Below are 23,440 nucleotides of genomic sequence, written 5' to 3'. Positions count from 1 at the left end.
TGTGAAAAACAGGGGCCGCGAATATAGACGCTTCAGTTTTTATGCAACCACTGTTTTGCATTTTCGTGCACTTTTATGAGCCGATGGAAAAGTCGATCACTCTTGCCTTCGTGGCGCGTTTTGGCTGTCATCCCTTCTCATGCGCACTTCCCTGCTCCTCTGCCTGCTGCCGTCCCTTCTCCTCGCGGCCTCGCCCTACCCTGAAAAGACCCCGGACACCCCGGGAAACAGGCTCATCGACCGCTATTTCGCCGAGCAGACGCGCGAGATCACCGCAGACAACGGCCTCGCGCAGATCACCACCGCTGCAGACTGGGAGGCCAAGGCCCCCGTGTACCGCCGCCAGCTCTTTGAGATGCTCGGCCTTGATCCCCTGCCGGAGAAGACCCCGCTGAATGCCACCAAGACCGGAGAGCTCAAAGGCGACGGCTACATCGTGGAAAAAATGCACTTCCAGTCCATGCCCGGACTCTACGTCACGGCCAATCTCTACCTCCCTGAGAAGGTGGACAAACCCCTGCCCACCATCCTCTACGTCTGCGGCCATGCCGTTGTGGTCAAAGACGGCGTCAGCCTCGGCAACAAGGCCGGCTACGAGCACCACGGTGTCTGGTACGCCCGCCACGGCTATGCGTGCATGATCATCGACACCGTGCAGCTCGGCGAGATCCGTGGCGAACACCATGGCACCTACAGCAAAGGCCGCTGGTGGTGGTTCTCACGCGGCTACACGCCCGCCGGGCTGGAAGCCTGGAGCTGCATCCGCGCGCTTGACTACCTCGAAACCCGCAAGGAAGTGGACAAGACCCGCTTCGGCGTCACCGGCCGCAGCGGTGGCGGTGCCTACTCCTGGTGGATCACCGCGCTGGATGAGCGCATCAAAGCCAGCGCGCCAACAGCAGGCGTCACCGACATGCAGAATCAAGTCATCGACGGCTGCGTCGAAGGCCACTGCGACTGCATGTTCTTCGTGAACACCTACCGCTGGAATTTCGAGCGCATGGTCGCACTCGCCGCACCGCGCCCGCTCCTCATCGTCAACACCGACAAAGACTCCATCTTCCCCATCGACGGCGTCTTCCGCATCTACCAAAACGTGCGCAAGATCTACTCCCTCCTCGGCAAGGAGGGAAACATCGGCCTCCAGGTCGCCGAAGGTCCGCACAAAGACCTGCAGCCGCTGAACATCGGCGCGTTTCACTGGTTCGAGCGCTTCCTCAAAGGCGCCGACTCCATGGCCGTGATCGATGAAGGTGCCAAGAAAACCATCGAGCCCGCCTCCCTGCGCGTCTTCAAGGAGATCCCCAAAGACGAGATCAACACCAAGGCCGACGAAACCTTCGTCCCCATGGCCAAAGCCCCCGCACCCGCCACCAATGCCGCCGACTGGACAAAGCAAAGCGACACCTGGATGAACGACCTCAAAGACAAAGTCTTCAATGGCTGGCCCAAGGACATCGCCTCCGTCAATCCGCAGAAGGAAAGCAGCGCCGAGGTCGATGGCATCCGCATGACCGCCTACGATTTCGAAAGCCAGTCCCCCTTCCGCCTGCGCCTCTACATCGTCCATCGCGACGGCCTCCGCGCCGAAGACCTCCAACTCGTCGCGCTCAACGTGCTTGATGAAGCCGGCTGGGATGAATTCTGCGCCACCTACCACAGCCGCTTTGGCAAGCTCATCGAAGTCTTCCCCGGCGCCCCAAAAGACGACGCCGCCTTTGAGCAGGAAAAGAAAATGTTCACCAATTTCAAATGGGGCATGGCCTACATCTGCCCGCGCGGCGTCGGCCCCACCGCCTGGACCGGCAGCCCCAAGGCCCAGACCCAGCGTCTCCGCCGCTTCTACCTCCTCGGCCAGACCCTCGATGGCATGCGCGTGTGGGACGTCCGCCGCACCCTGCAAACCATCCGCGCCATCCCCGGCTTCGGCGAAACCCCGCTCTGGATCCAGGCCCATCGCGACATGGCCGTCGATGCCCTCTACGCCTCCCTCTTCGAAGACAACATCAAGCGCCTCGACCTCCACGACATGCCCCTCACCCACAACGGCACCGTCGCGGGCGATCCCGAGTCCGTCGGCCCCGCCATGCTCAACGTCCTCAAATACCTCGACATCCCCCAGGCCACTGCCATGGCCGCCATGCGCAGCAAAGTCGTCATCTACTCCGCCGACAAACCCGCCTGGGACTATCCCACCACAGTGACCAAGAACCTCGGCAAAGAAACCCAGTTCCAAGTCCGCGTCCCCGTGCAGCCCGAAGAGGTGAAGGAAGAGCCGAAGAAGAAAGAGGAGCCCAAGAAACAGCCAGCCGCTGCTCCCGAAAAGTCCGGCGATGCTCCCAAAAAATCTGCCGCCCTCCCGCCCGCCCCCATTCCAGTGGTGATCGCCACCCTCCCCAACCTCCCCTTCGCCAGCCCACCCCCGCGCCGGGACATGCCCAAGAAGGACACCATTAAAAGAGACACCATCAAGAGAGACCGCATCAAAAGGGACAGCCCCACACGGCGGAAGTGAGCCGCAGCCTCTGGAGTACGACAGATTGGCTTCGCCTGTTTGACTTCGTCTATCTCCGCTGCGCTCCGGTTCGCAAAGCCTCGGCTCTCTTGTCTGTCGGCCAGCGCCCACCCATCCCCCCTCGCTTCCAAAATACCGCACTCTGCTCGCATTCAAAAAGACTGACAAAACCGGCCCATTCATGAATGATCTCAGGAACTGGAAATTCCGTTCCCCATCGTGAAAGCCCTCCTGTCCATTCTCCTCGCCTGCACCCTCAGCGCCTGCGGCCCGACACCTCAGAAACAAACCCGCGCCGAGATCACCGGCACGCAATCCGAACGCGTCACACGCGCCACCGCAATCCTCTCCAAGTACTGCGCTCTTCCCGGCCCGCTCCTCGATGCCCACATGGCCGAAGACATCGCCGACAACAGCGGCGGCATGGTCCCCGGCCCCTCCGACTTCTACCTCTCCGGCGTCATCACCTTCCCCGCCACAGACCTCCCCAAGTGGCAGAAGCTCCTGGCCCCAGCCATCCCCGCCATCACCTCCCCCCAGTATCACAGCATCCTACCAGCCCCCGCTTGGTGGCCCGCTGCAGCCGCCTTCAAAGACTGCGAATATTACGAGCCCAAAAAACTCACCGGCCGTTCAGGCGGAATGGTGGCCCTTTCGCCTGGCTCTGCAGCTCTTTATTTTTCGACTTATCGTCAATAAACGTCAGCAGGCAGCTCAGCAGTTTTTCCCTCCTGCTCGCAGCAGCCTTCCTCATCCTCGGCTGCCGCCATCCGCATAGCGATCCATAGAATTTCGGAGAACGCATAGAAAACTCAGGAAACAATCTCTGCGGCGTTCCAGCCTCTGCGGTGTAAAAATTCAATTCCGCATCCCATTCGCAATCCCGTCAAAAATCAGATTCAACACCGCAGAGTTGGGAACGCCGCAGAGTTTTTCAGAACAAATCTCTGCGGCGTTCCAGCCTCTGCGGTGTAAAAATTCAATTCCGCATCCCATTCGCAATCCCGTCAAAAATCAGATTCAACACCGCAGAGTTGGGAACGCCGCAGAGTTTTTCAGAACAAATCTCTGCGGCGTTCCAGCCTCTGCAGTGTAAAAATTAAGTTGAGCGTTCAAGCACTCAATAAATCTTTCATAATGTCTGCCTCGATACATCCCGACCTCGGCGGTGACCTTACCCAGATTGCCATTGGAGCCGCGATCACCGTGCATCGAGCTCTCGGACCAGGGCTGAATGAGGCGGACTATGAACAAGCGCTGCATCTGGAATTGGAAGCTCTTGGCATCGAACATGAGCATCAGGCACCGTTGCCTCTTTGCTACAAAGGGGAGCCGCTTGATTGCGGCTACCGCATGGACGTAGTCATTTCAAAACGTCTTCTCTTGGAACTCAAAGCTGTGGACAAGCTTCACCCCATGCATGAGGCGCAGATGCTGACCTATCTGCGCCTTTCCTCGATTCCTCTTGGGCTGCTCATGAACTTCAACACCCTGATTCTGCGGAATGGCATTGTCCGGCGGGCGTGTTCCATGCAGCCAGCCTCACGTCTCTATCATGAAGCGGCTCCCTCAATGGAGTTTGATGAGCTTTCCCGTGAAGTTCTGGCGGCGGCTTTGGAGGTGCAGCACGTACTTGGACAGGGTCTGCTGCGCAGCGCCTATGAAGCCTGTCTGGCGCGGGAGCTGCAATTGAGAGGCATTGAGACGCAGATAAAGCTGCCCGCAAATCTGATCTATCGTGACCATCTTATTCCCAGCAGCAAAGAACTCCCCATGATCGTTGCAAACAGCCTGATGGTGGCCTGCCATTGCGTCAAAGAACTCAGTGCACTCCAGATCGCCAGAGATCGTTCTCTGCTAAAAGCCGCCGGAGTAGGCACAGGTCTCTGCATCAACTTCCATGCCGAATCCCTCGGCACCGAAATTCGCAGAATTCGCACCCGGGGAAAATAACTGCAACCATCAGGCTTCACACCGCAGATAAGAACTCCACAGAGTTTTTTCAGAAACAATCTCTGCGGCGTTCCAGCCTCTGCGGTGTAAAATCAGTTTCCCATTCACACCACACCGCACCACTCCGATTCATCCCCCATGAACCGCAAGAACCCCGCCATCGATGAACACATCGCCAGCGCCAAAAAGTGGCAGCCGGAGATGAAAGCCCTGCGCCGCATCATCCTCGACACCGGCCTCAACGAAGAACTCAAGTGGGACCAGCCCTGCTACACCCACGACGGCCACAACGTCGTCCTCATCGGCGGCTTCAAAGACCACTGCAGGCTCATGTTCTGCAACGGCTCCCTGCTCAGCGATCCCCACAGCCTCCTCCAAAAACCCGGCGAGCACACGCAGGCCGGCCGCTTCATCCCCTTCACCACCGTCGCTGAAATCAAAGCGCTGGAGCCCGACCTGAAATCATTCCTCCACGCCGCCATCGAAAACGAAAAAGCCGGCGTTAAACCCACCTTCAAAACCACCCCCGAGCCCATCCCGGAAGAGCTGCAAACCAAGCTCAACAGAAACCCCGCGCTGGACGAAGCATTCGCAGCCCTCACCCCCGGGCGCCAGCGCGCCTACCTGCTGCACTTCAACGCCGCCAAGCAGTCCGCCACCCGCACCTCCCGCATCGAAGCCTGCACGCCCCGCATCCTCGCCGGTAAAGGCATTCACGACTGCATCTGCGGCCACTCCCAAAAGATGCCCGCCTGCGATGGCTCGCACAAGCACTTCTCCTAGACACCCTTTCCCCGGCAGATCGCAGCCGGGTCTATACGCCCCGTCAGCGCTCCGGCGGTCAGCCTTCATGCCCGGCGGGGTGAAGTCAGGTGAGTGTCAAACCCCATTGGAGAGGTAAGGTTTGGTGCCAAGGTGCCAATACCTATATATAGGTATTGGCACCTTGGCACCAAACCTCCAAAGGGCCATGAGGGCCATGAGGGCCAAATGACCCCATTTTGGCCCTCATGGCCCTTGGCCCCAATCCATCGAATGGTGACACTATTTCCCCGTCGCCCCACACACGCTACGCGCTCCGGTGGAGGGGGATCGTCCCTATTCCTCCACGCACCGCGTTCACCCACCGTTCCGCGCTCCCACCCACCCAGCGGCCCACGCTTTTAAGAACGCCACACCCAGCAGAGCGCTGAGGGACCAGGATGGTCCCTCTCCGCCAGAGCTTCGCCCAAAGCTCGCTCCCCCAACGCCCAACGGGAAGTGATACCAGGGGCGGCAGCGGGGGCACCAGCGGTGAGTATCAATTCCCCATCGGAGAGGTAGGGTTCAGGCTCACAGGCTCACTACCTATATATAGGTAGTGAGCCTGTGAGCCTGAGCCCGCGAAGGGTCATGAGGGCCAAATGACCCCATTTTGGCCCTCGTGACCCTGACCCCAATGCATCCATGGCGAAGACCACTCCCTCTTCGCCCCTTAGGCATGTGGGAGCACTTTTGCAGCTCTGAAGCGCGGTCACACCCGCACCAGACTCTCGATCTGCGCAGCCGCAAACGCATGCCCGCCCAGCGTCAGTCTCAGCGCCTTGGCGGAGCTTCCCGCAGGCTCCTCCACCACGCGCAGCAGACCTTCACGCTCACGGGCCTCCCCGCGCAGCTGCACGCGCACCAGCTTGCCCAGCGGCACGCCCCAGCGTTTCTCAAAGGCGCGCTTCTCATGCTCCGCCTCCTCCTTCCAGCGGGCAAAGCCCTCCTCGCTGGTATGTACTGGCAGTTCCTTGTTCCGGCGACGTGCTTCTTCAGCCGCCTTTTCCGCAGCCATCTCCGACTTCCACGCCGAATAACCATCCGCCTCCGCCGCAGGCGCCGCCTCAAAAAGCGCCAGCCCCTCGGTGATCTCCGGCATCACGCCACGCTCCGCCCCAGGCACCGCAAACCGGCCCGCCACCGCCCAGGACCGCGCCGTGAAAAGCGGCAGCACAGGCTCTTCTCCTCGTTCATCACTCATCAAAAACGCCTACCTCCTCCGGCCGCTTTGTCATTCGGATTTCGTCATTGATTCGCTTCGCCCGCCCTTCGGGTTCACTTCGTTCGTCTGTTAGACTTCGGCTGTGCGCGCTGCGCTAAGCTCATCCTTTCCTCTTTAAGCAGCACGCGTCACCCGCTTCCAGAAGAAGTCCAGCTCCCGCGCCAGCACGCTCATCACCTGCGCAGGCGTGGCTTCCAGAGCACCGCTTTCCGCTTCCTTGATGATCCGCTGCATCGCATACAGCGCCGCGACGTTCTGAGTGTCCAGGTGAATCGAGTCCACATTCGTCTTCAACACCTCTGGGAAGGCGGCACTTTGCTGCAGGATCGCCCAGCTCTGCTGCTCGCGGTCCGTCTTAAACGTGGTGATCTTCAGGCGCGGCACCGACGTGCCCGTGGAATGCGCATCCTGATTCAGCTCCGCCAGCCTTCCAGCGGCAAAACCCGCCAGCGTGCGCCAGTAGGAGCCGTCCGCGAAATTCGCCAGTCCAAACACCACTTCCAATCCTTGCAGAGACCAGCACATCGCATAGCGGCCCGTCATGCCCGGCAGCTCATGCTCGCTGAAGCGCACCAGAGGGAAACGCCTGCCCGCCAGCCGGATCAGATCCGCCAGCTTCGTAAAATCCAGCGGCAGAGACACCGCCTCCGCAGCCATTTGCAGGCGCAGCGCCTCGTAGCGTCCCAGCAGCGCATCACGCTCCGCATTCTGCGCAGGGGGCAGCCCCGTCACCGCAGGGCGCGATGGCGGAACAAAGGCCGGGGGCGTACCCGCCGTAGCAGACGGCGCAGGCAGTTCCGCAGCAGCAGCAGCCACGGCTGGTTCAGGCGTTGCAGCCGCAGTACCCAGCACATCCGCCAGACGTTCGGCCACGGAATGCGTGCCATTGCTCTCAGACGCAGGCGGAGCACTCGGCTGCCTCAGCTTGCCCAGCATCTCGCGCAGATTTTCAAAGGCACCCGCCGAACTCGGCGAGAACTGCGAAGGCGCCTCATCCGCCTCGCTCGCGTCCGCATTCACCACCGCGCTTGGCGGCGGCAGATGCTTCCCATTCAGGCCCGCAGGCGGCGGCAGCAGCGGTGCTTCATTCTGCTGCGGCAGCGCCGGCGTGGGTTCCGCAAGTCCCTCCGCCATCAGCTTCATCTGCGCCGTCGTGCTCGAATCAAAAATCGGATACTCACCCGCAGATGTCTGGTTTTCCTCCGTGCTTTCCGCCACCTCCTCCGTCATCAGCGGCAGCACGCCCTCATCCGCAGTCAGGGTATGCAGAGAGACTCCGCCCTGCATCACCGGAGCCGAAAGCGTCTGCTGGAAAAAGTCCCACTGCTTGGCCGCATGCCGCAGAAACGTACGCGCCGAGACCGAGCCCAGCGGCCGCCCCAGGAAGTAGCGCTTCACATCCAAAAAGTTCGTGAACTCACGTCCTGCATCTATCGGAATGCCCGCATGCTGCAGGCGCAGGCGCAGCAGCGTCGCCGCCTCACTTTCACCAATGCCGCGCAGCAGCATCTGCGAAGCCGTCAGCCGGTCTTCCATCGCGCTCGGGAGATGGTGCCCAAAAGTCGCCTGCCACACATCCTGGTTCAGGCTCAGCACCACGTGCACGCCATCCATCTCAGACATGTCCAGCAGCAGCGAGGCAATGCGCAGCCCCGCCTCCGGATTTCGATAATACGCATCCAGGTGATCCACCAGCAGCACCACGGGCCTCCACAGCCCCAGCAGTCGCAGCCACGTCACCGGGCCCTCATTGGACTCATCCGCCGCCAGCATGCGCAGCACCGCCATGTGGGACATGCCGCCGTCCAGCGCGTGGTTCAGCATCGCATTCACCCACGACTCCAGCGCCGTCGGGATCGCCGGCACACGCTTCATCGCCTGCTCCGTCATCGGCCTGCGCAGCTGCCCTTCAAAGCGCCGCACCCAGTCGCCGATCAATCGCGCACTGCCTTTCTCGTCAAATACTTCAATCGGATCACCGCCCAGCACACGCAGCGCCTGCTCCGGATTCGCACACGGCAGCGTGCCGTTCTCGATCAAACGCCGCACCAAAGTCGCGCACACACCCGCACAGGCCTCACGCAGCTTTGTCCAGCCCTCACGCGTAGCCTCCGCCCGTGCCATCGACTCCAGCCCGCGCACCGCCACCGCCGAAATACCGATCGTATCCTCCAGCCGAAACGCCAGTGGCACCAGCACCACCTGCCCGTTTGCCGCAGCCGCAAGGCGACCCAGCAGATGCGTCTTGCCATAGCCCGCACGCGGAGCCGTCAGCAGCAGCAAAGGCTGCCCGCCGGTACGACCCGCGCTGCTCTGGCGCTCATCAATCGTCGTCGTCAATTGCCCTAAAATGTCCCCGTTCAAGCCCGGCACCGAGCGATTCTCCGCCACGCCAAACGGACCCGCGCAGACATCATCCGCAAACGGATTCACGCTCTCCCCCTGCGGCAAAGCAGGAGGCAGTCCAGACGCGGACGGTTGCAAATTTGGTAATGGCGATTCTGGACTTTCCACAATGAATGCGGTTTCAGGGTTCTGATTCAGGTCAGATACAATGATATTTATGCCAATTCATACTCCGCAGAAAGTAAGTTTTTTGCCTTTGACGTTATTCTCGAAAACGAGAATAACCGGACACACCGATAGAACGCATCAGCCACGCCTCCGGACGGGCCGAAAAACCGGACCTCAATAAGTACGACAGGCCCTCCAGCCTGTCGATCAGCGCTCCCTAATCCCCCAGACCAGCGCAAACCAAACACCTGAAGGTTCATTCACCCACCAGACCAACAATGTGTTCCATGGGCAATGGATGACTCTCAATGAACTGCCGCGCCAGCCCGCGGATCGTGCTCGGGATATTCTCCTCCGTCAAAGCCACGAAGGGCTCCAGTCCCTCGTACCCATCTCGAAACAAGCGAATGGCCCCTTCAAGATACATCCACTCTTTGAAACGCTCCGAGTGGCAGGTCAGCACCCAAAGACGCGCCATCTGGCACACGCCATCCTCCGGAGCCAACTGCCCAGACAACAACTGCTCCGCTACCTGCCTGCCCACCACGATCTCATGCAGCCTCTCCGTTTCAGTGGCCACCCCTAGGGCCGCAAAAGCTCTGGCCGCCGCCTTGCGAAGATCCTCTGGATGCTCATCCCTTTCACAAATCGCCAGCTTCAGCACCTCAGGAACATCGTAACCAGCCTCAAGCAGGCTGATCCCCAGCTCGGGAAGAAAACTCAGCGATGCCAGCGGCAACTCTGCCGCCGACCACCGCTCCAGTGCGGCCTTCAATGTGATTCCATTCTCTGGGGTCATGCGAGATGCTTCGATCTGAGTTCCGACGAGTCCAACATTCAAATACCCGCTGCTCAGGCAGACGCTCGAAGTCTGCCGCTCTGGAACTGGGGAAGCAAGTTCAACAACCATGCAGTGGCATCATGAACGTGGCGACTGCCGTCACCAGCGCTCCCAGCGGCGGCAAACTCAACACCGTGGAAAGCATGGACCCGAGCTTCGCTTCGGGATTCCGCCGTCTCACGATGAATGCAGCGGCAGAGCCTAGGACCATCAGAACCAAGTTGGCCACGGGACAGGCGACAAGGGCAATGTAAAGCGCGCCCCAGCTTCGGTCCTGCCAGGCCAGGAAAACCGAGACCAGACAAACAGCCAGAGTGACAACGGCGAACCACCTCTTGAAGACTCGCATGGCCTCACGGCCACAGCGCGGCTGTTTCTTTTGGTCAATGGCAGGATCACGTCTCGAAACCCACTCAAGAAATGTCCATGCCAAAACTTTGCCACACTTATGCTCGTGATCCGCAAGCAAGATCGCAGGACCTGGAGTATCCAAGTCCATCAGAATCTCACGCCCGTTCTCGTCCTCGGCGAAAATATAGAACACGCGGTCAAGCGGGTGGCCAAGCCAGCTCATCTGCCGATTGCGTTCGTTAACGGCAAGAATCTGATTCACGTCGCTAAACATGCCCGCCATTTCCACACCCGTGCGTAAAACCAGGTGCCGATAGTCTGGCGGAACCTGGATACCAAGCTTCGACTCAATCTCCAGGATATCCCTCTCGGTCATGAATGGAATGTGGCCGAACGCCACGGCTGTTGCGATCAAAAAGTCTTCCTCACCTCCTGCCACTCCTCCCAGCAGCGCACCGGATCGATGTCCTTGTAGCCGCGCTCCGCATCAATCTTCGCCGCAACATCCCGCGGCATCGCCACCGCCTTGCAGCCATTGCGGATTTCGATCACCTCCGCCTCCGTCAGCGCACTGCCCTTCTCCTCCTCCCGGTTCACCAGGATCGAAATCAGACTCGGGATCGGATAAATCAGCAAAGGCTCGGAATCACTCATGTCGTGGGTGGAAAGTTCCAAACTCCCTTTCACTCCTCCGCATACGGGTCAAGCCCGAGAATGGATTTATGCTCAGACGGCTTCACCTCCAATTGCTTGGTGTGAAACAGCGTTTGCATCGTCGTATCCAGCGGTGCAAAAGGCCCGTATTCGATGAGCAGCACCTCGCCAGCAGCGGTCCTCCCCCGGATGCTCAGCATTTCCACATCATTGGGCCCCACCTTCACAGCTCCGCTCCGAATCATCTCCTTGGCCTTTTCAGGGGGCAGCGAATTGAGGATCTCCACTGGATACTGATGAGCAAAAGCAGCCTTGGCCGCTGCCAGCACGTCCGTATAGAGCATCTGCAATTCCTTCTCACTCACCGCCGCCTTCTCCGGCCCTGCCTGCCCCAGCGGCAACGAATAATAAACCGGCGACTTCGGAGTCTCACGTTTCAGCCTGACCGCCGTCGCATAAACCTGGACAGTATCCGTGCACAACGCCGAGGTGATTGAAAGTTCCGTCCATTCAGAGTCCAGCAAGGCCCGCACACGGTCGGGAAACGGCGTTGCAGGCTGTGCCTTGGCCACGCCGCAACAAAAGCTGAATCCACAAAGAAGCACGAGAATATGGATCATGCAGGTGGCTCCCATGGATAATGAATCGAAAGACCACATGATGGGCACACCTGATTTTCCGGAAGCCTGACGGATTGAGGAAGCGGCTCGCGACATCTAAAGCATAAGAACGGACGCCCGAGCCAATCCAGCGTGATGGGAATATACCGCAGCGCCCCCGGCTCAAAGTGAAGGCACCAATGAGGTCGCTCGACATCGCCATGATAGCGGCAGGCACCCATCGCTTCCATGTCTTCGTTCTCATCGCTGTTATCGCATGCCACCAGCTGCATCCCCACCTCCAGCCGAATCTGGTGGTAATGTAAATCGACCAAGGTGCCGTAAGCATCCAGTGCCACCCAGTCGCTGGTTTCACCTTGGCAGCAGCCGTTGAAGTCAGCGTAAATTTTTGGAATCATGAAATGGCATCCATGGCTTTTTTAATAGCGCCTCCATCAGATCAAAAAAACAGCCACCGGTCAATCTTGAGGATTTCACACCCCATCCGGATCAATCCCCAGCCTGCGCAGCTCCTGCCGCTGCCCCTCATCCAAAGGCCTGCCAAGACCGGCAGCCAGCTCCTCCATTTTCCAACGCTGTCCGTTCATGAAAGCCAGCGAAAGCCCCAGCCCTGCTTTTGTCACCGCCTCACGCAGTGGCGATCCCTCATCCAGGCCATCATGCACCACCTTCAGCATGTCGCAGAGGCGGCGCAGTTCACGTTCATCATTTTGAGTCATGGCGGGCACTGGTCATGGTTTTTGGATGAAGAATGGCAGCTCACTCCAGCTTGCCCGCAGCAGACACACCTCCCTCCTTGGAACACGCAGCCATGGCCCCGAAAAACCGAAAGCAAGACCGCAGCAGCAACTGGCTCAGCGCCAGCGCCCCAATGACGTAGCAGACGATGATCAGCAGATGCGAAAACTGCAGGCTCGCAAAATCCTGCAACCCCGCCGCCATGAAAACGAAAGGCGCTGAGGCAGGCCCGATGAACAGGGACAACCGATACGCGAGGTCAGTTTGAGTAGGGGGCTTCATGGGAAAGTGCTGGCTGATTCACGGCTTTTTGGGTGATCTCTCCTGAGCAAACGTTGCCTTGCCAATCTCAGCGTTGCAGGTGCTGCTCCGTAACGGGCTGGTCCCCAAGGAATCCGCACATGCAACGGCTGAATTGTTGATGATTTCACCCATCGAAGCGAAAAAGCCGCCGCAGGTCAAGTTTCGGCGCATGCCTCAGCTTTGACCTCACATCCATGCCCCCTCGCCTCTTCAGCAAGTCAGTCACTCATGCCCATTCCAACCTGCACATGTAAGTCAACGCCCCGAGGAAAATCAAAGTCCCCAGACTAAAGAAACCCCAGCGCACGCGGCTTTTAAACACCAGCCCAAGACCCGCGAAGAACAGGGACGTCGTGTAGTACACGCCATCCAGCGCAAACTGGTCCCCCACGGTGCCCTCGTGCTGCCCCTGAGAAAAAAGCTCCTCGGCCTTCGCCGTGTGCTTCACCTTCTCCTCATACATCCACTGGTAGTAATCCTTGCTGAAGTTCTGCTTGCTGGCCTCAAAGATCACGTCCTCCGGCAGTTCCGCCAGGATGCCGTCCGCATCATACTTTTTGCGCGGCTCCAGCGGCAGGCCGATGGCATCGTACGCCTCATCGCTGTACTCACGGATCTGATGCAGCAGAAAATCACGCTCCTCGCCCTTCGGCGTGTGCTGCGCCCGCGACACCAGCTGGATCACCTGCAGCTTCACCAGGCTGTCAGACGCGATCTTGGAATCCGCAAACGTCCCCGCATCCGCAGACTTCGTCGTAATGCGGCTGGACTGCCCAAAGCTCTCGATCGACTTCCCACCCCACAGCCCGCCCTGATACCCCGCGATGCTCCCCAGCGTGGCCCCCAGCCCGAGGAGGATGGCGGCGCAGAGTTCAAACAGCTCCACCGAAGCCTTGGTTTCCGCCTCCGTCGCCGTGGCAGGGGCCTTCGTGTTCGGCTCAGACTGTGGAGTGACGGTTGACTGATTGTCGCTGGCGTTGGCGTTGGCAGATTCCATAAAGCGCACCCCTCCTAGGATGAAGGCTGCAAATCTTCAACATGAAAGCGCAGTTGGACGGGCCTTTATCTGGACACCGCCTCACGAAAGCGGCAGTAGTTTGCAATGGCGGCGGCCAGGGCACGGGCCGCACCAGGATCAGATGCGGCACGACTGGCCATCAAAAGCTCTTCATCCTCATCAATCGTCACCTCCGCCCATTCCACAATGGATGCACACCGGCCATTCGAAGCCTCCTTGCGCAGGATGCAGTGCGCGATGCTGCCTTCTGGTAGAGCCAGCCAGAGCATCATGTCATCGCCGCCTGCATGGTCGCAGCCAAAGAGAACCACGCGGCTCGCGTCCACTCCGCGCTCAGCGAGGACGGTCCTCACATCCGCCCAGTCCGGACTCACCCTCAGGTGCGTCGTCTGGTCAAAAAAATTCAAACAGTGCTCGTCGATCATGCAGAGAGAGGGAGACACGCCAGTATCCCCCGCTCTGCCTCAAGCCGCAACCCCAAGCCCTTCAAACGCGCTTCGTCATTTTTTCAGATCCTTCTCAATCAGCCTGCTTCTGGCATAGGTCACATCGCCGAGCTTGCCAGGAAACCGGCGCCCGATCTCATCCAGCAGCGGCTCCACCTTCTCCTTCGGAAAATCCCCGGTGCCCAGCGTCCGGATGGCCACCCCTTGCATGTCCTTGATGTGATCCGTCGTGTTCACGATCTTCCGCGCTCCGGTGGCGATGTCCCGCACAAACTCAAACGATCCCGTTTCCACCGCGAGCACATCCGTCGCCGCCTTCTCTGCCTCTTTTTCCGAAACCACCCCCTCACCCGCATCGGTCGCCAGATCCAGCCCCTCCTGCATGTAGAGCCGGAAGCGGATCGTCGCAGGCTTCCCCTCCTTGGGCTGATGCCCCCCGATCTTGTAGAAGCACTCTTTCTTCACCTCCGGCCTGAAGTCATAGCTGTTGCCGCACCAGCTGAAGGCATGCGGCTGCACCCGCACCCACGTTCCATCCTTGTTCCGCGCCTCCAGCTTCAGATACACATCCCCATCCTGTGCACCCAGAACGATGTCACGGTCGCTCCGGTTGATCAGATAAACATCCACATCCTTCCCTTTCACTGCCCGTGCGTAATCCGCAAACAGCGTCACCTTCCCCTCCGTGCTCGGAATTCCGCCCGGCAGTTTGGCAATCGGAATACCTTCAAAAAGCATGATGCCGGTCTCATCGGTGGGACTCTGTTCTGCCGGAACTTTGACTGAACTCTGGGCTCGAGAAGCCTCCACACCGAGCATCAAGACAAGAAGGATGAATCGAAAGTTCATAGGGCGGTGGATTCTGCTTGGCTGTCCAACCAGCGCTTAGCCACGCTCAGAACGCATGGGGCCGATTTTTAGAAGACTCCACCTATGAAATCGAAAAAGCCGCCGCAAGTCAAGCATTGGGCACAGCCGCCGATCAAGGCCTGCCAAAGCAGTCGCTAGCTTTGGCTCGTTCAGGACCGCCCCTCACTGTCCCCCGGAAAGTGGGTGCGCTTCGTGCTGCCTGCTGTAAAAATGCCTGCAACATCCCTCTCGCTCCCGCAAAGAACCCCTCTCGCCCCATACTCGAAGATCACAACCCGTCAATCGGAAGCAGCAGTTCCACTCCGAGCTCCATATATTAAACTTCCTTCTTCTCACACGGAAGTTCACACAACCCGCGTGAGGTTTGGAATCGACTCAAAGTGTTGCAGATCATAAAACCAGTCCACAGGTGGCTCCGCACGCGGCTGAGACTGCGCCGGCCGTGCCGAAAGCAGACGGGCCTCGGATTCGCCGGTATTGGTGAACCGGTGCCGGATCAAAGATGAAAAAGCCACCGAGTCTCTTGACTCGAGATCCCTGCTTGCGGTGCTATGATGACTGTCTTCAAACTCGGCACGCACCGTGCCGAACTCCACTAGGACAAATTCATGCCCGCTATGGCAGTGAAACTCTGTCTGCCCGCCAGGCTGAAGGGTCACGATCTCGATCTTGGTCCTGTGATCGCCAAGAAAAGATTTATCCACACGGCGCATTTGCGCCGTAGGTCCTATTTTATGGGGCGCGCGGTCTGAATCTTTGACTACGGCAATATCTTCCACTCTGGCGCTGGCAAGATAGTCAAGAAACAAGTCTAGAGCCTGTTATTAACTTTTGCCGAATAGAGAAGAGAGCATGAGGGTCGCGAAAGCGAGCCAGTGCATGCCAGTCAGAGTCGAAGCCAGACGCTCGTAGTCCCGGGAGAGGCGTTTGAAGCGTGCCGCCCAGCCAAAACTGCGCTCCACAACCCAGCGTTTTGGCAGCAGCACAAAGCCCATCTTGGCTTCCGAGAGCTTGACCACCTCCAGCTTGATGCCGTGCTGTTGTGCCTGTCGTGCAGGCTCCTCACCGGTGTAACCTTGATCCACATAGGCCAGCTCCACATTCTCTCCGGTGGACTGCTGGATGTGCGCTGCAAGCTCGCCGACCTGCGCACGCTCCTGCTCGTTGGCGGCCGTCACTTTCACCGCCAGCAGATGCCCGAGAGTATCCACCGCAATGTGCACCTTGCTGCCTTTGCGGCGCTTGTAGCCATCATAGCCCGCCCGGCCGCCGCTCTCTGGCGAGGACTGAAGTGTGCGTCCATCCATGATGGCCGCTGTGGGCTGGGCCTTGCGTCCCTTGGCCAGGCGCGAGAGTTCACGCAGATCATGGGCCATGGCTTCGAAGCAGCATGCCTTCATCCAGCGCTGCGCTTGCTGGTAAACGCTCTGCCAGGGTGGCAGGTCATGAGGCATCATGCGCCACTGGCAGCCGCAGCGCACAATGTAACGCAACGCGTTGAACAGCTCGCGCAGCGGATAGTCCCGCTGGGGCGCATCTTCCTTCATCAGCACCAGGTAGGGACGGCAAAAATCCCATTCTGCATCGCTGACATCACTTGTGTAGGCAGTTCTTGGTTTGTCGGTCGAAGGTTCCATCCCAAGCTTATTGCTTTGACCCTCACCGGTGTACAGCACTTTTTAAAGTTAATAACAGGCTCTAGGCAGGTAAATCCATGGGCCTCGATCATATCGATAACGTCATCATAGCTCGGGCGCTTTTTGACCCCGTCCAAAAGTTGGTTGAGAGTTTCCAAGCTAAGAATCTTATGGCCTTTTCGCTTTCTAACTTCTTTCCATTTATCGAAAATGGCGGCACGCTTGATGCGGTGCGGCCCTTTCCTCGGCGTGTTCAAAGGCTCCTCCCCCCTGTACGCACGAAGAAAGCCGAGAATGGTGGAAAGGTTCGGGGCGATCATAGGCGGTCAGGATGAAAGAGTGATGCTCTGGAAAAAGTCGAGAAAAACTCGGCTTTCAACGGCGAAATCCTGTAATTGAGGTCGAAATAATTGCTCCTTTCTCTAGCACAAACTTCGTGTTTGTGAAGTCAATACCAACAGCCACACACGTTATCAGCTCCATCTATGAACACACACCTCCTTAACACCGCTGACGATAAGGCAACCGCTGCCACGATCACCGCCAAAGACTCGCACACTCTCGTCGCAGATCTGTCTGCCAGCTACCTCCAAGAATGGGCCTGCGGAAAACAGCCAAGTGCGGATTTTTATTTGTCCCAGCTCAAGTCCGAAGCCGGACGCGCCGCGTTCAAGCAGTCTGTCGGTATGGGCCAGCTGCTGCGCCAGGTGCTGGCATGAGATGAGTTCCGCTGAAAAAAACATACCCCGGGTGAGTAATCACCCGGGGTAGGTCTGGCAAAAAAAATGCGCCTGATCACCTGCGGTTAAACCCCAGTGAACTCAAACACCAGCCGCAGCAGCGATTTGACCATCTCGCAGCTTTTGTAGCCGGCCTCCATCAGATACTCGAGCAGATCGGTTGCATGAGGATCTTTGACCGAACGAACTACCTTCACAAACACACGCTGTTGAAGCCTGTGGTAACGCACCTTGACCGCTCCGGCCGTCGTCCCTGATTCGCTGGCGAAACCATGAGAATCAAAGTTATGCGTCACCGCGAATCCCACCAGAAACTCACGGTCATGGTCGCGAAGTTCCTGCAGCGCGGTTTTCAGCGACTCAATCAAAGGTTCGACACCCTTCGACAGTTCCTGAAACTCCACCGCCTTACTGGGCGTGGCGGTGTTTGCCGCAGCCACGGGCGGGGAGTGGCTTCCGCCGTCGCCCTCAGCATCCATGGAGTCACAGCGGGATTCGCACTTCAGAATGCTCATCGCGTGATTGCGTGCCACCACGCATGCATATCCAGGTGTGGGAACCCGCCCGGCGGCGAACTCACGTTCGAGCTGGGTGAGCATGTGTGTTTCGACTTCCGAAAGCCCGTAATGATTTGCACCCAGGACCCGCGCCGCAGTGGCGAGCCCTTTCTTGCGGCACAATTCATAAGCCCTCAGTTTTGCATCCGTCATTTCGAGCATGGTCTTGTTGTTCATGTCGGTGTGAGGTTTGTAGTTTGAGTTTGTTTAATGCCAGACAATAAAAGGAGCAGAAAACGGCACGTTGATTACAACTCAGTTTGAAGAAATGCTGTCGGACCTTCTAACGTGCGAGAGCCGCAAGGAATTAGAAATGACTCTGCCTGCGAAACAGCAATCTCTGGATTCCGAAGTGAAGCTGCACGGCAAGAAACGTGGGCAAAGAAAATGTGCGAGTCCTCGAAACCGGAGTTCAAGCCATGCTCCGGCCCGCTTTCAGGCACGCCGATATGGAGTGCGATCGTGAAGTGATGCAAGCCCGCACCCGCTTCCCGCAGGCTGGTGAGAGGCACAAAAGCCCCTGCCTCTTCGCACACCAAGCGGGTACTCGACGAGCTTTACCAGAAGGGGATGTATAAAAGGTGCTGTCCCTCTGGAAGCTGAAGGAAGAAGAAAGCGAAATATATTTTCAGAATACGTATCCATGAAATCGAAAAAGCTGCCGAAGATCCAGGTCGCCCGGAGCCGCCAGCAATCCAAAACTGTCATGATACCCGCGAACTAAAGTTCGCGGGGTGCCCCCCCTTCTCCTTTCCCTATTTCTCCATCCACACTTCCCCGCATGGCCCACCACCTGCTCCATTTCCCATCCGCCTTCTCCCCCGGCCCCTTTTCCCCTTTCACTTGCCCCTTTTCACTGCACCCTCCCCCGCAAAGAACCCCTTCCGCGCCGCGTTAAGCTTTCACCCCTCTCATGAATCTCGCCCTCCGTCCCGCCACGCATGAAGCTTTGCAACGCTTTCGCCTGCGCCGTCAGAAGCTGCTGCAGTTCCGCGCTGCCCTATGTGCCGCGGCGCTCGCCCTAGCCGCCTTCACGTTGATCGCCCTGCTGGACCGCGCGTGGTTCATGCCGGACGCGCTACGGCCCTGGATCACCCTCATCGCCTACGGGGGCGCTGCCTACGCCGCATGGCGCGTGGCGTGGCGCTTCATCTCACAGGCGAATGGCAAAGAAGGCACCGCCAAGCTCATCGAGGCCGCTGAGCCCGCCCTTCGCGAGCGCCTGCTCGCCGCTGTCGAGCTCGCCGATCCACGTGGCGGCGTGAACGTGAAAGACTCCGTCGAGTTCCGTGAGAAGCTCCAGGACGACGTCGCCGCCTCCATCGAAGGCATCGACTGGAATGCGAAGCTGCCCACGCGCACGCTGCGCCCCTGGTTCATCGCCGCCGGTTCAGTCGCCGCCGCCGTCCTCGTGCTCTGCCTCATTCCCGGCCTCCACCTCGGCGGCTTCATGGCACGTGCCGCCCTGCCCTTCGCCAATCTCGAACGCCCCGCCACCGTCAAGATCCGCATCCTTGAGCCTCTCCAGGCCAGCGCCCTCGCACCCATCGGCTCCGAAGTGCCCCTCATCATCGAAACCGAAGGCCCGCAGCCCGCGCAGGCCACGCTCGAGTTCGCCGTCGAAGGCTCCAAGCCCCGCCGCACCGAGCTCTCCGCCGTCGGCACCGCACGCTTTGAAGGCGTCGTCCCCGTCGGGCAGACGGACGTTCGCTACCGCATTCATGCGGCCGATGCCATCACCCCCTGGCGCACCCTGAGCGCCCGCGCACGGCCCCGCATCGTCGAGTTCACCAAGACCATCGTCCCACCCGCCTATTCCGGCTGGCCGGAGTCCCAGGTCAAAGCAGATCAGGGCGACCTCGAAGCCCTCGACGGCTCCACCATCAAGCTCACGCTCAAGACCAACCAACCCGTCTCGAAGAGCGACTTCCAGCTGAACCCCGATCTCCCCGAGAAAAAGACCCTGCCCTCCACCACCACGCCCGAAGGCCTGCTCACCGCAGACCTCACCGTACAGGCCACGCACAGCTCCTGGCAGGTCACTTTGAAGTCTAAGGAAACCGGCTTCACCAATGAAGAGAGCACTCCTTGGCGCATCACCACCATCCCGGATCTCCCGCCCACCGCGCAGATCAACGAACCCGCCGAGCAGATCGAGCTCCTCGCCGATGAAGCCGTGCGCCTCGCCGGACTCGTCACGGACGACGTCGGCCTCGGCGGCGTGAAGCTCTCCCACGCCATCAACGGCGCCAACTGGACCGAGCGCGATCTCCCCTTCACCAAGTCGGCCAAAGAAGCCCCCGTGCAGACGCTCCTCCCGCTCGCCCCCCTCGGCGTGAAGACCGGCGATGCCCTCCTCATCAAGCTCATCGCCATCGACCTCAAAGGCCAGAAGGCCGAGTCCCCGCCCATCCGCGTCATCATTCTTGAGCAGACCGTCGATCCCCGCCAGCGCGACTGGGCGGAAAGCCAGCGCCGCCTCGCGCTGAAGGCAGATCGTCTCGATGAACAAACCCGCGAGCTGCGCAAGGACCTTGAAAAGGTGCGCAAGAGCGAAAAAAACGCCCGCAAAGAAAGAGATCCCGACAAGGCCAAGGACGAAGCCGCCAACGCCCTCGCCTCCGCCCAGGAAAAACTCGAGCAGGTCAAAGCCCAGTCCGAAGAACTCTGGAACGCGCTCAAAGACGCCGCCCGCGATGCCCCCAATCAGCTCGATGCCTCCGAAGCGCAGCTCCTTGGCAAAAAGCTCGCCCAGCTCCGCCGCGAGCAGCTCCCCGATCTCGAAAAGCTCAATGCCGACGAGATCGAAAACACCGAGCAGATCAAGCGCGCTGCCAATGAAGCCGCCGGCCACGCCAGCGTCATCGCCGATGCCCTCCGCGCCTTCGCCGCCGAAGACACCGCCAAGATCGCCGCGCAGGAGTCCCAGCAGCTCCAGCGCCAGTCCCGCATGCTGACTGAGACATCTCTTCAAGCCAACCGCGATGCCGAGCAGCGCCCCAAGTGGCAGGAGCAGCAGCGCGCCCTCATGGCCCAGGCCAAGACCCTGCAGAAGGATCTGGCCAAGCTCGATGAATCCCAGAAAGGCCGCTTCCATGGCCCCGTGCTGGAGATGGACAAACGCATCACCGAAACCTCCGCAGATCTCGCCAGCAGCCTCGACAAGCCCGACCAGACCAAGAGCCCCGAGCACCTCTACGGCGCTTCGGACAATCTGCGCAGCCGCCTTCAGCAGGCCTCAGACATCACCCGCGGCATCGCCGAACAAACCGCCAACGAAGCCACGCAGCGCCGCGAAAACCTCACCCGCCAGGACAACCCCGCACTTCAAAAGCTGGAGGAGGCCCGCAACTACCTCGCCAACGCCGAAAACATCACCCGTGATCCCCGCCATAACAAGAAGGACCACGACGACCTCACCGCCGTCGAGAAAGCCGAGAAGCTCCTCGCCCAGTCCGCCAAACAACTCCAGGACCAGGCCGAACTGCGCGAGCAAAACCAAGCCACCAACACCCAGGCCGCGCTAGACATGAACCGCGCCAGCCGCGCCGTGGACGAGCTCGCCCGCCAGACCGCCGAGGCAAAGAAAATCCCACTTCTCTCCCCCGAAGAAGCCGAAAAAGCCCGCCGCAGCAATGCCCCTCCCTCCGCCGCCACCAAGGCCCTCGCCACGCTGAAGGATCAGGCCGCACAGCTCTCCCAGGCCGCACGCGCGCTGGAGGCAGACGCCTTAGCCCAAGACGCCGCACAGGCTCTTGAAGTCGCGCAGGTGGAGTCCATACGCCCGCAAAATCAGCAGGACCTCGCAGCCACCGCCGCACAGGCCAAAGCCGCCGCCGAGGCCCTGCAGCAGGTGCCGGACAAGATCAACCGCGCCCGCATTGCCGATGCCATGCAGCAGAAAGATCCGCAGGCCGCGAACAATCTCCGCCAGGCCGCCCAGCAGGCCAGCGATGCCTCCCGCAACGCCGCCGAACAAAACAAAAACCTCGCCCGTGAAGCCTCGCAGCAGCAGCCCGGCCAGCAGCTCAATACACAGCCCGTGCAGCAGGCCACCGCCGATGCGCAGAAGAAGGCCAACGAACTCGCCGCACAGCTTCAGCCCCAGATCGATGCCGCACGCGCCCAGCTCGCCTCTCTCACTCCTGAAGTCAGCGACATGATGAAACGTGTGGCCGCCGATCTCAAAAAGACCCAGCAGGAAACCCAGACTGCCGCCGATGCCGCCAAGGCCGAAAAACCCGTCGCCGAAGTCGCCGAAAAAGCCCAGGAACTCCGCCCCGAAGCCGCCGAGAACGCCGAGAAAATGGCCGCCCTGCAGGCCGCACTTCGTCAGGAAGCCAACGCCTCCGATCTCACCAAGCAGGCCGAATCCCAGCTCGCCCGCACCGCCGATGTCGCCCTCGCGCAGATGCAGCAGAAGACCCCGCAGATTGCGCAGAATTTGAAGCAGGCCGCCCAGGCATCGCAAAGCAAGCCACAAGCCCAGGCCCTGCAGTCCGCCGCCAATGCCCAGCAGCAGACCGCGCAGGCTTTGGAACAGCTCGCACAAAACATGCAGAAGGTCGAAGACGGCCAGGAGCTCACCGAAGCCGAGCAGGCCTCCATGCAGCAGATGGAGCAGGAACTTGGCGTGCAGGAGCCGCTTGATGAAGCCTACCAGCGTGCCCAGCAGCTCGCCGAAATGGCCAAGGACGCCACTCAAAATCCGCAGGCCGTGCTTGAGGCTCTGGAAAAAGAACTGCCCAAGAATCAGTCCATGCAGAAGGCCCTCGCGGAAACCGCGCAGACCACCGCACAACTGGCCGAGCAGGCCGTCGCCAAAGAAACCCAGCAGGCCGTGCAAAACGGCATGGCCCAAAAACAGGCCGCCAGCGATCTCGCCCGCGTCTCACGCCATCAGCAGCGCCTCGGAGATAAAGAAGCTGCCGAACAGGTCGCGCAGGCCAGCAATCAACTCCAGCAGGCAGGTCAGCAGGCCGAAGCCACCCAGGCCAATCCCGTGCCCAATCCGCAGGCCGCGCAGCAAAGCCTCGCCAACGCAGCTCAGGCAGCCAAAGCCGCCGAAGCCACCGCCAGCAAGACATCCCCCGCCATGCTCGCCTCCCCCCTCGAACAGCTTCAGGGCCAGATGCTCGCCCAGGCGCTTGATCAGCTCGATGCACAGCTTCACCCCATGCAGGGCAACCAGCAGCAAAACGGCCAGCAGCAGCAGCAATCACAGGGCGGCAAGCCCGAAGGCGGCCAGCAATCCGCGCAGCAGAGCCTGAGCGACGCCCAGCAGGCCCAGCAGCAAAGCATGGCAGACTCCCGCAATCAGGGTCAGGCCCCGGGCCAGAAACCCTCCCAGCAGCAGGCCCAAAACCAAAAGCAGCAGGGCCAAAACTCCCAGGCCCAGTCCGCCGAAGGCGGCAATCAATCCACCCAGCTCCAGGACGGCGTCCTCGGTCAGGGCACCATCCTCGTCAAAGGCGACTGGGGCCACCTCCCGCAAAAAATGGCCGACGACCTCACCGAAGCCACCCGCTCCGAAGCCGCCCCCGAATACCGCGCCGCCATTGAGAGCTACTACAAGGCGATCGCCGCCAAGGCGAAGCGGTAGGAGTGAAAGAGCTTCAAGCGCGAAGGTTCCATGCAGGCTGAGCTTGTCAGCGCGG

Annotated in this window: 22 protein-coding genes; 6 read left to right on the top strand and 16 right to left on the bottom strand. The window is 60.0% G+C overall.

The features are described from left to right. Nucleotides 1-139: 139 nt before the first annotated feature. The 4 genes from AC3RLQ_RS02465 (at nucleotide 140) to AC3RLQ_RS02450 (ending at nucleotide 5,251) form a co-directional block, all read left to right on the top strand. Complete coding sequence (locus AC3RLQ_RS02465) at nucleotides 140-2,515, top strand: alpha/beta hydrolase family protein (protein ID WP_493034016.1); 2,376 nt, start codon at nucleotides 140-142, stop codon at nucleotides 2,513-2,515. Nucleotides 2,516-2,734: 219 nt separating this feature from the next. Then, nucleotides 2,735-3,214, top strand: coding sequence for a hypothetical protein (locus AC3RLQ_RS02460; RefSeq protein WP_493034014.1), 480 nt, complete (start codon nucleotides 2,735-2,737; stop codon nucleotides 3,212-3,214). 405 nt (nucleotides 3,215-3,619) lie between these two features. Beyond that, on the top strand, nucleotides 3,620-4,468 hold the full coding sequence (locus tag AC3RLQ_RS02455) for a GxxExxY protein (RefSeq protein WP_493034012.1): 849 nt from the start codon (nucleotides 3,620-3,622) through the stop codon (nucleotides 4,466-4,468). Nucleotides 4,469-4,606: 138 nt separating this feature from the next. Next, on the top strand, nucleotides 4,607-5,251 hold the full coding sequence (locus tag AC3RLQ_RS02450; RefSeq protein ID WP_493034010.1) for a DUF1801 domain-containing protein: 645 nt from the start codon (nucleotides 4,607-4,609) through the stop codon (nucleotides 5,249-5,251). 730 nt (nucleotides 5,252-5,981) lie between these two features. On the opposite strand, the gene AC3RLQ_RS02445 is transcribed toward AC3RLQ_RS02450, so the two are convergent. From AC3RLQ_RS02445 to AC3RLQ_RS02375, 15 genes are all read right to left on the bottom strand, one after another. Then, nucleotides 5,982-6,473 carry a hypothetical protein gene (locus tag AC3RLQ_RS02445; RefSeq protein WP_493034009.1) on the bottom strand — a complete coding sequence of 164 codons (492 nt, stop codon included), beginning with the start codon at nucleotides 6,471-6,473 and terminating at the stop codon, nucleotides 5,982-5,984. Nucleotides 6,474-6,608: 135 nt separating this feature from the next. Continuing rightward, the gene (locus AC3RLQ_RS02440; RefSeq protein WP_493034007.1) at nucleotides 6,609-8,978 is read right to left on the bottom strand and encodes a hypothetical protein; all 2,370 of its coding nucleotides are present in this window, start codon (nucleotides 8,976-8,978) and stop codon (nucleotides 6,609-6,611) included. Between the two features lie 286 nt (nucleotides 8,979-9,264). Next, nucleotides 9,265-9,783, bottom strand: coding sequence for an HAD family hydrolase (locus tag AC3RLQ_RS02435; RefSeq protein WP_493034005.1), 519 nt, complete (start codon nucleotides 9,781-9,783; stop codon nucleotides 9,265-9,267). Nucleotides 9,784-9,907: 124 nt separating this feature from the next. Next, nucleotides 9,908-10,615, bottom strand: a complete 708-nt coding sequence (locus tag AC3RLQ_RS02430; RefSeq protein ID WP_493034003.1) for an SMI1/KNR4 family protein — start codon at nucleotides 10,613-10,615, stop codon at nucleotides 9,908-9,910. Continuing rightward, nucleotides 10,612-10,854 (bottom strand): hypothetical protein, encoded by a 243-nt coding sequence (locus AC3RLQ_RS02425; RefSeq protein WP_493034001.1) that lies wholly within the window; start codon nucleotides 10,852-10,854, stop codon nucleotides 10,612-10,614. The genes AC3RLQ_RS02430 and AC3RLQ_RS02425 overlap by 4 nt, the downstream gene beginning before the upstream one ends. Before the next feature lie 29 nt (nucleotides 10,855-10,883). After that, nucleotides 10,884-11,522: a hypothetical protein gene (locus AC3RLQ_RS02420; RefSeq protein WP_493033998.1), complete on the bottom strand. Its 639-nt coding sequence runs from the start codon at nucleotides 11,520-11,522 to the stop codon at nucleotides 10,884-10,886. Continuing rightward, a complete protein-coding gene (locus AC3RLQ_RS02415) occupies nucleotides 11,471-11,872 on the bottom strand; it encodes a hypothetical protein (RefSeq protein WP_493033996.1) in 402 nt (133 codons plus the stop codon). The genes AC3RLQ_RS02420 and AC3RLQ_RS02415 overlap by 52 nt, the downstream gene beginning before the upstream one ends. A gap of 75 nt (nucleotides 11,873-11,947) precedes the next feature. Then, a complete protein-coding gene (locus AC3RLQ_RS02410) occupies nucleotides 11,948-12,193 on the bottom strand; it encodes a hypothetical protein (RefSeq protein WP_493033995.1) in 246 nt (81 codons plus the stop codon). Between the two features lie 40 nt (nucleotides 12,194-12,233). Further along, nucleotides 12,234-12,494, bottom strand: a complete 261-nt coding sequence (locus AC3RLQ_RS02405) for a hypothetical protein (protein WP_493033994.1) — start codon at nucleotides 12,492-12,494, stop codon at nucleotides 12,234-12,236. Nucleotides 12,495-12,741: 247 nt separating this feature from the next. Continuing rightward, nucleotides 12,742-13,512 (bottom strand): hypothetical protein, encoded by a 771-nt coding sequence (locus AC3RLQ_RS02400; protein ID WP_493033993.1) that lies wholly within the window; start codon nucleotides 13,510-13,512, stop codon nucleotides 12,742-12,744. Between the two features lie 65 nt (nucleotides 13,513-13,577). Further along, the gene (locus tag AC3RLQ_RS02395; protein ID WP_493033992.1) at nucleotides 13,578-13,976 is read right to left on the bottom strand and encodes a hypothetical protein; all 399 of its coding nucleotides are present in this window, start codon (nucleotides 13,974-13,976) and stop codon (nucleotides 13,578-13,580) included. Between the two features lie 57 nt (nucleotides 13,977-14,033). Further along, the gene (locus AC3RLQ_RS02390) at nucleotides 14,034-14,828 is read right to left on the bottom strand and encodes a hypothetical protein (RefSeq protein WP_493033991.1); all 795 of its coding nucleotides are present in this window, start codon (nucleotides 14,826-14,828) and stop codon (nucleotides 14,034-14,036) included. 365 nt (nucleotides 14,829-15,193) lie between these two features. Beyond that, nucleotides 15,194-15,658 carry a cupin domain-containing protein gene (locus AC3RLQ_RS02385; RefSeq protein WP_493033990.1) on the bottom strand — a complete coding sequence of 155 codons (465 nt, stop codon included), beginning with the start codon at nucleotides 15,656-15,658 and terminating at the stop codon, nucleotides 15,194-15,196. A 15-nt stretch (nucleotides 15,659-15,673) separates the two neighbouring features. Beyond that, the gene (locus AC3RLQ_RS02380; RefSeq protein WP_487688717.1) at nucleotides 15,674-16,486 is read right to left on the bottom strand and encodes an IS5 family transposase; all 813 of its coding nucleotides are present in this window, start codon (nucleotides 16,484-16,486) and stop codon (nucleotides 15,674-15,676) included. Beyond that, the gene (locus AC3RLQ_RS02375) at nucleotides 16,396-16,806 is read right to left on the bottom strand and encodes a hypothetical protein (protein ID WP_493038848.1); all 411 of its coding nucleotides are present in this window, start codon (nucleotides 16,804-16,806) and stop codon (nucleotides 16,396-16,398) included. The genes AC3RLQ_RS02380 and AC3RLQ_RS02375 overlap by 91 nt, the downstream gene beginning before the upstream one ends. A gap of 165 nt (nucleotides 16,807-16,971) precedes the next feature. On the opposite strand from AC3RLQ_RS02375, the gene AC3RLQ_RS02370 reads away from it, so the two are divergent. Beyond that, the gene (locus AC3RLQ_RS02370; protein ID WP_493033988.1) at nucleotides 16,972-17,205 is read left to right on the top strand and encodes a hypothetical protein; all 234 of its coding nucleotides are present in this window, start codon (nucleotides 16,972-16,974) and stop codon (nucleotides 17,203-17,205) included. A gap of 86 nt (nucleotides 17,206-17,291) precedes the next feature. Here the strand turns inward: AC3RLQ_RS02370 and AC3RLQ_RS02365 are convergent, their stop codons facing one another. After that, nucleotides 17,292-17,960 (bottom strand): sigma-70 RNA polymerase sigma factor region 4 domain-containing protein, encoded by a 669-nt coding sequence (locus AC3RLQ_RS02365; protein WP_493033987.1) that lies wholly within the window; start codon nucleotides 17,958-17,960, stop codon nucleotides 17,292-17,294. Nucleotides 17,961-18,696: 736 nt separating this feature from the next. On the opposite strand from AC3RLQ_RS02365, the gene AC3RLQ_RS02360 reads away from it, so the two are divergent. Beyond that, nucleotides 18,697-23,385 (top strand): hypothetical protein, encoded by a 4,689-nt coding sequence (locus AC3RLQ_RS02360; RefSeq protein ID WP_493033986.1) that lies wholly within the window; start codon nucleotides 18,697-18,699, stop codon nucleotides 23,383-23,385. Nucleotides 23,386-23,440: the final 55 nt, after the last annotated feature.

The sequence above is a fragment of the Prosthecobacter sp. GW821-HT29F12 genome (assembly GCF_058803405.1).
This window is presented reverse-complemented; position numbering and strand designations above follow the sequence as displayed.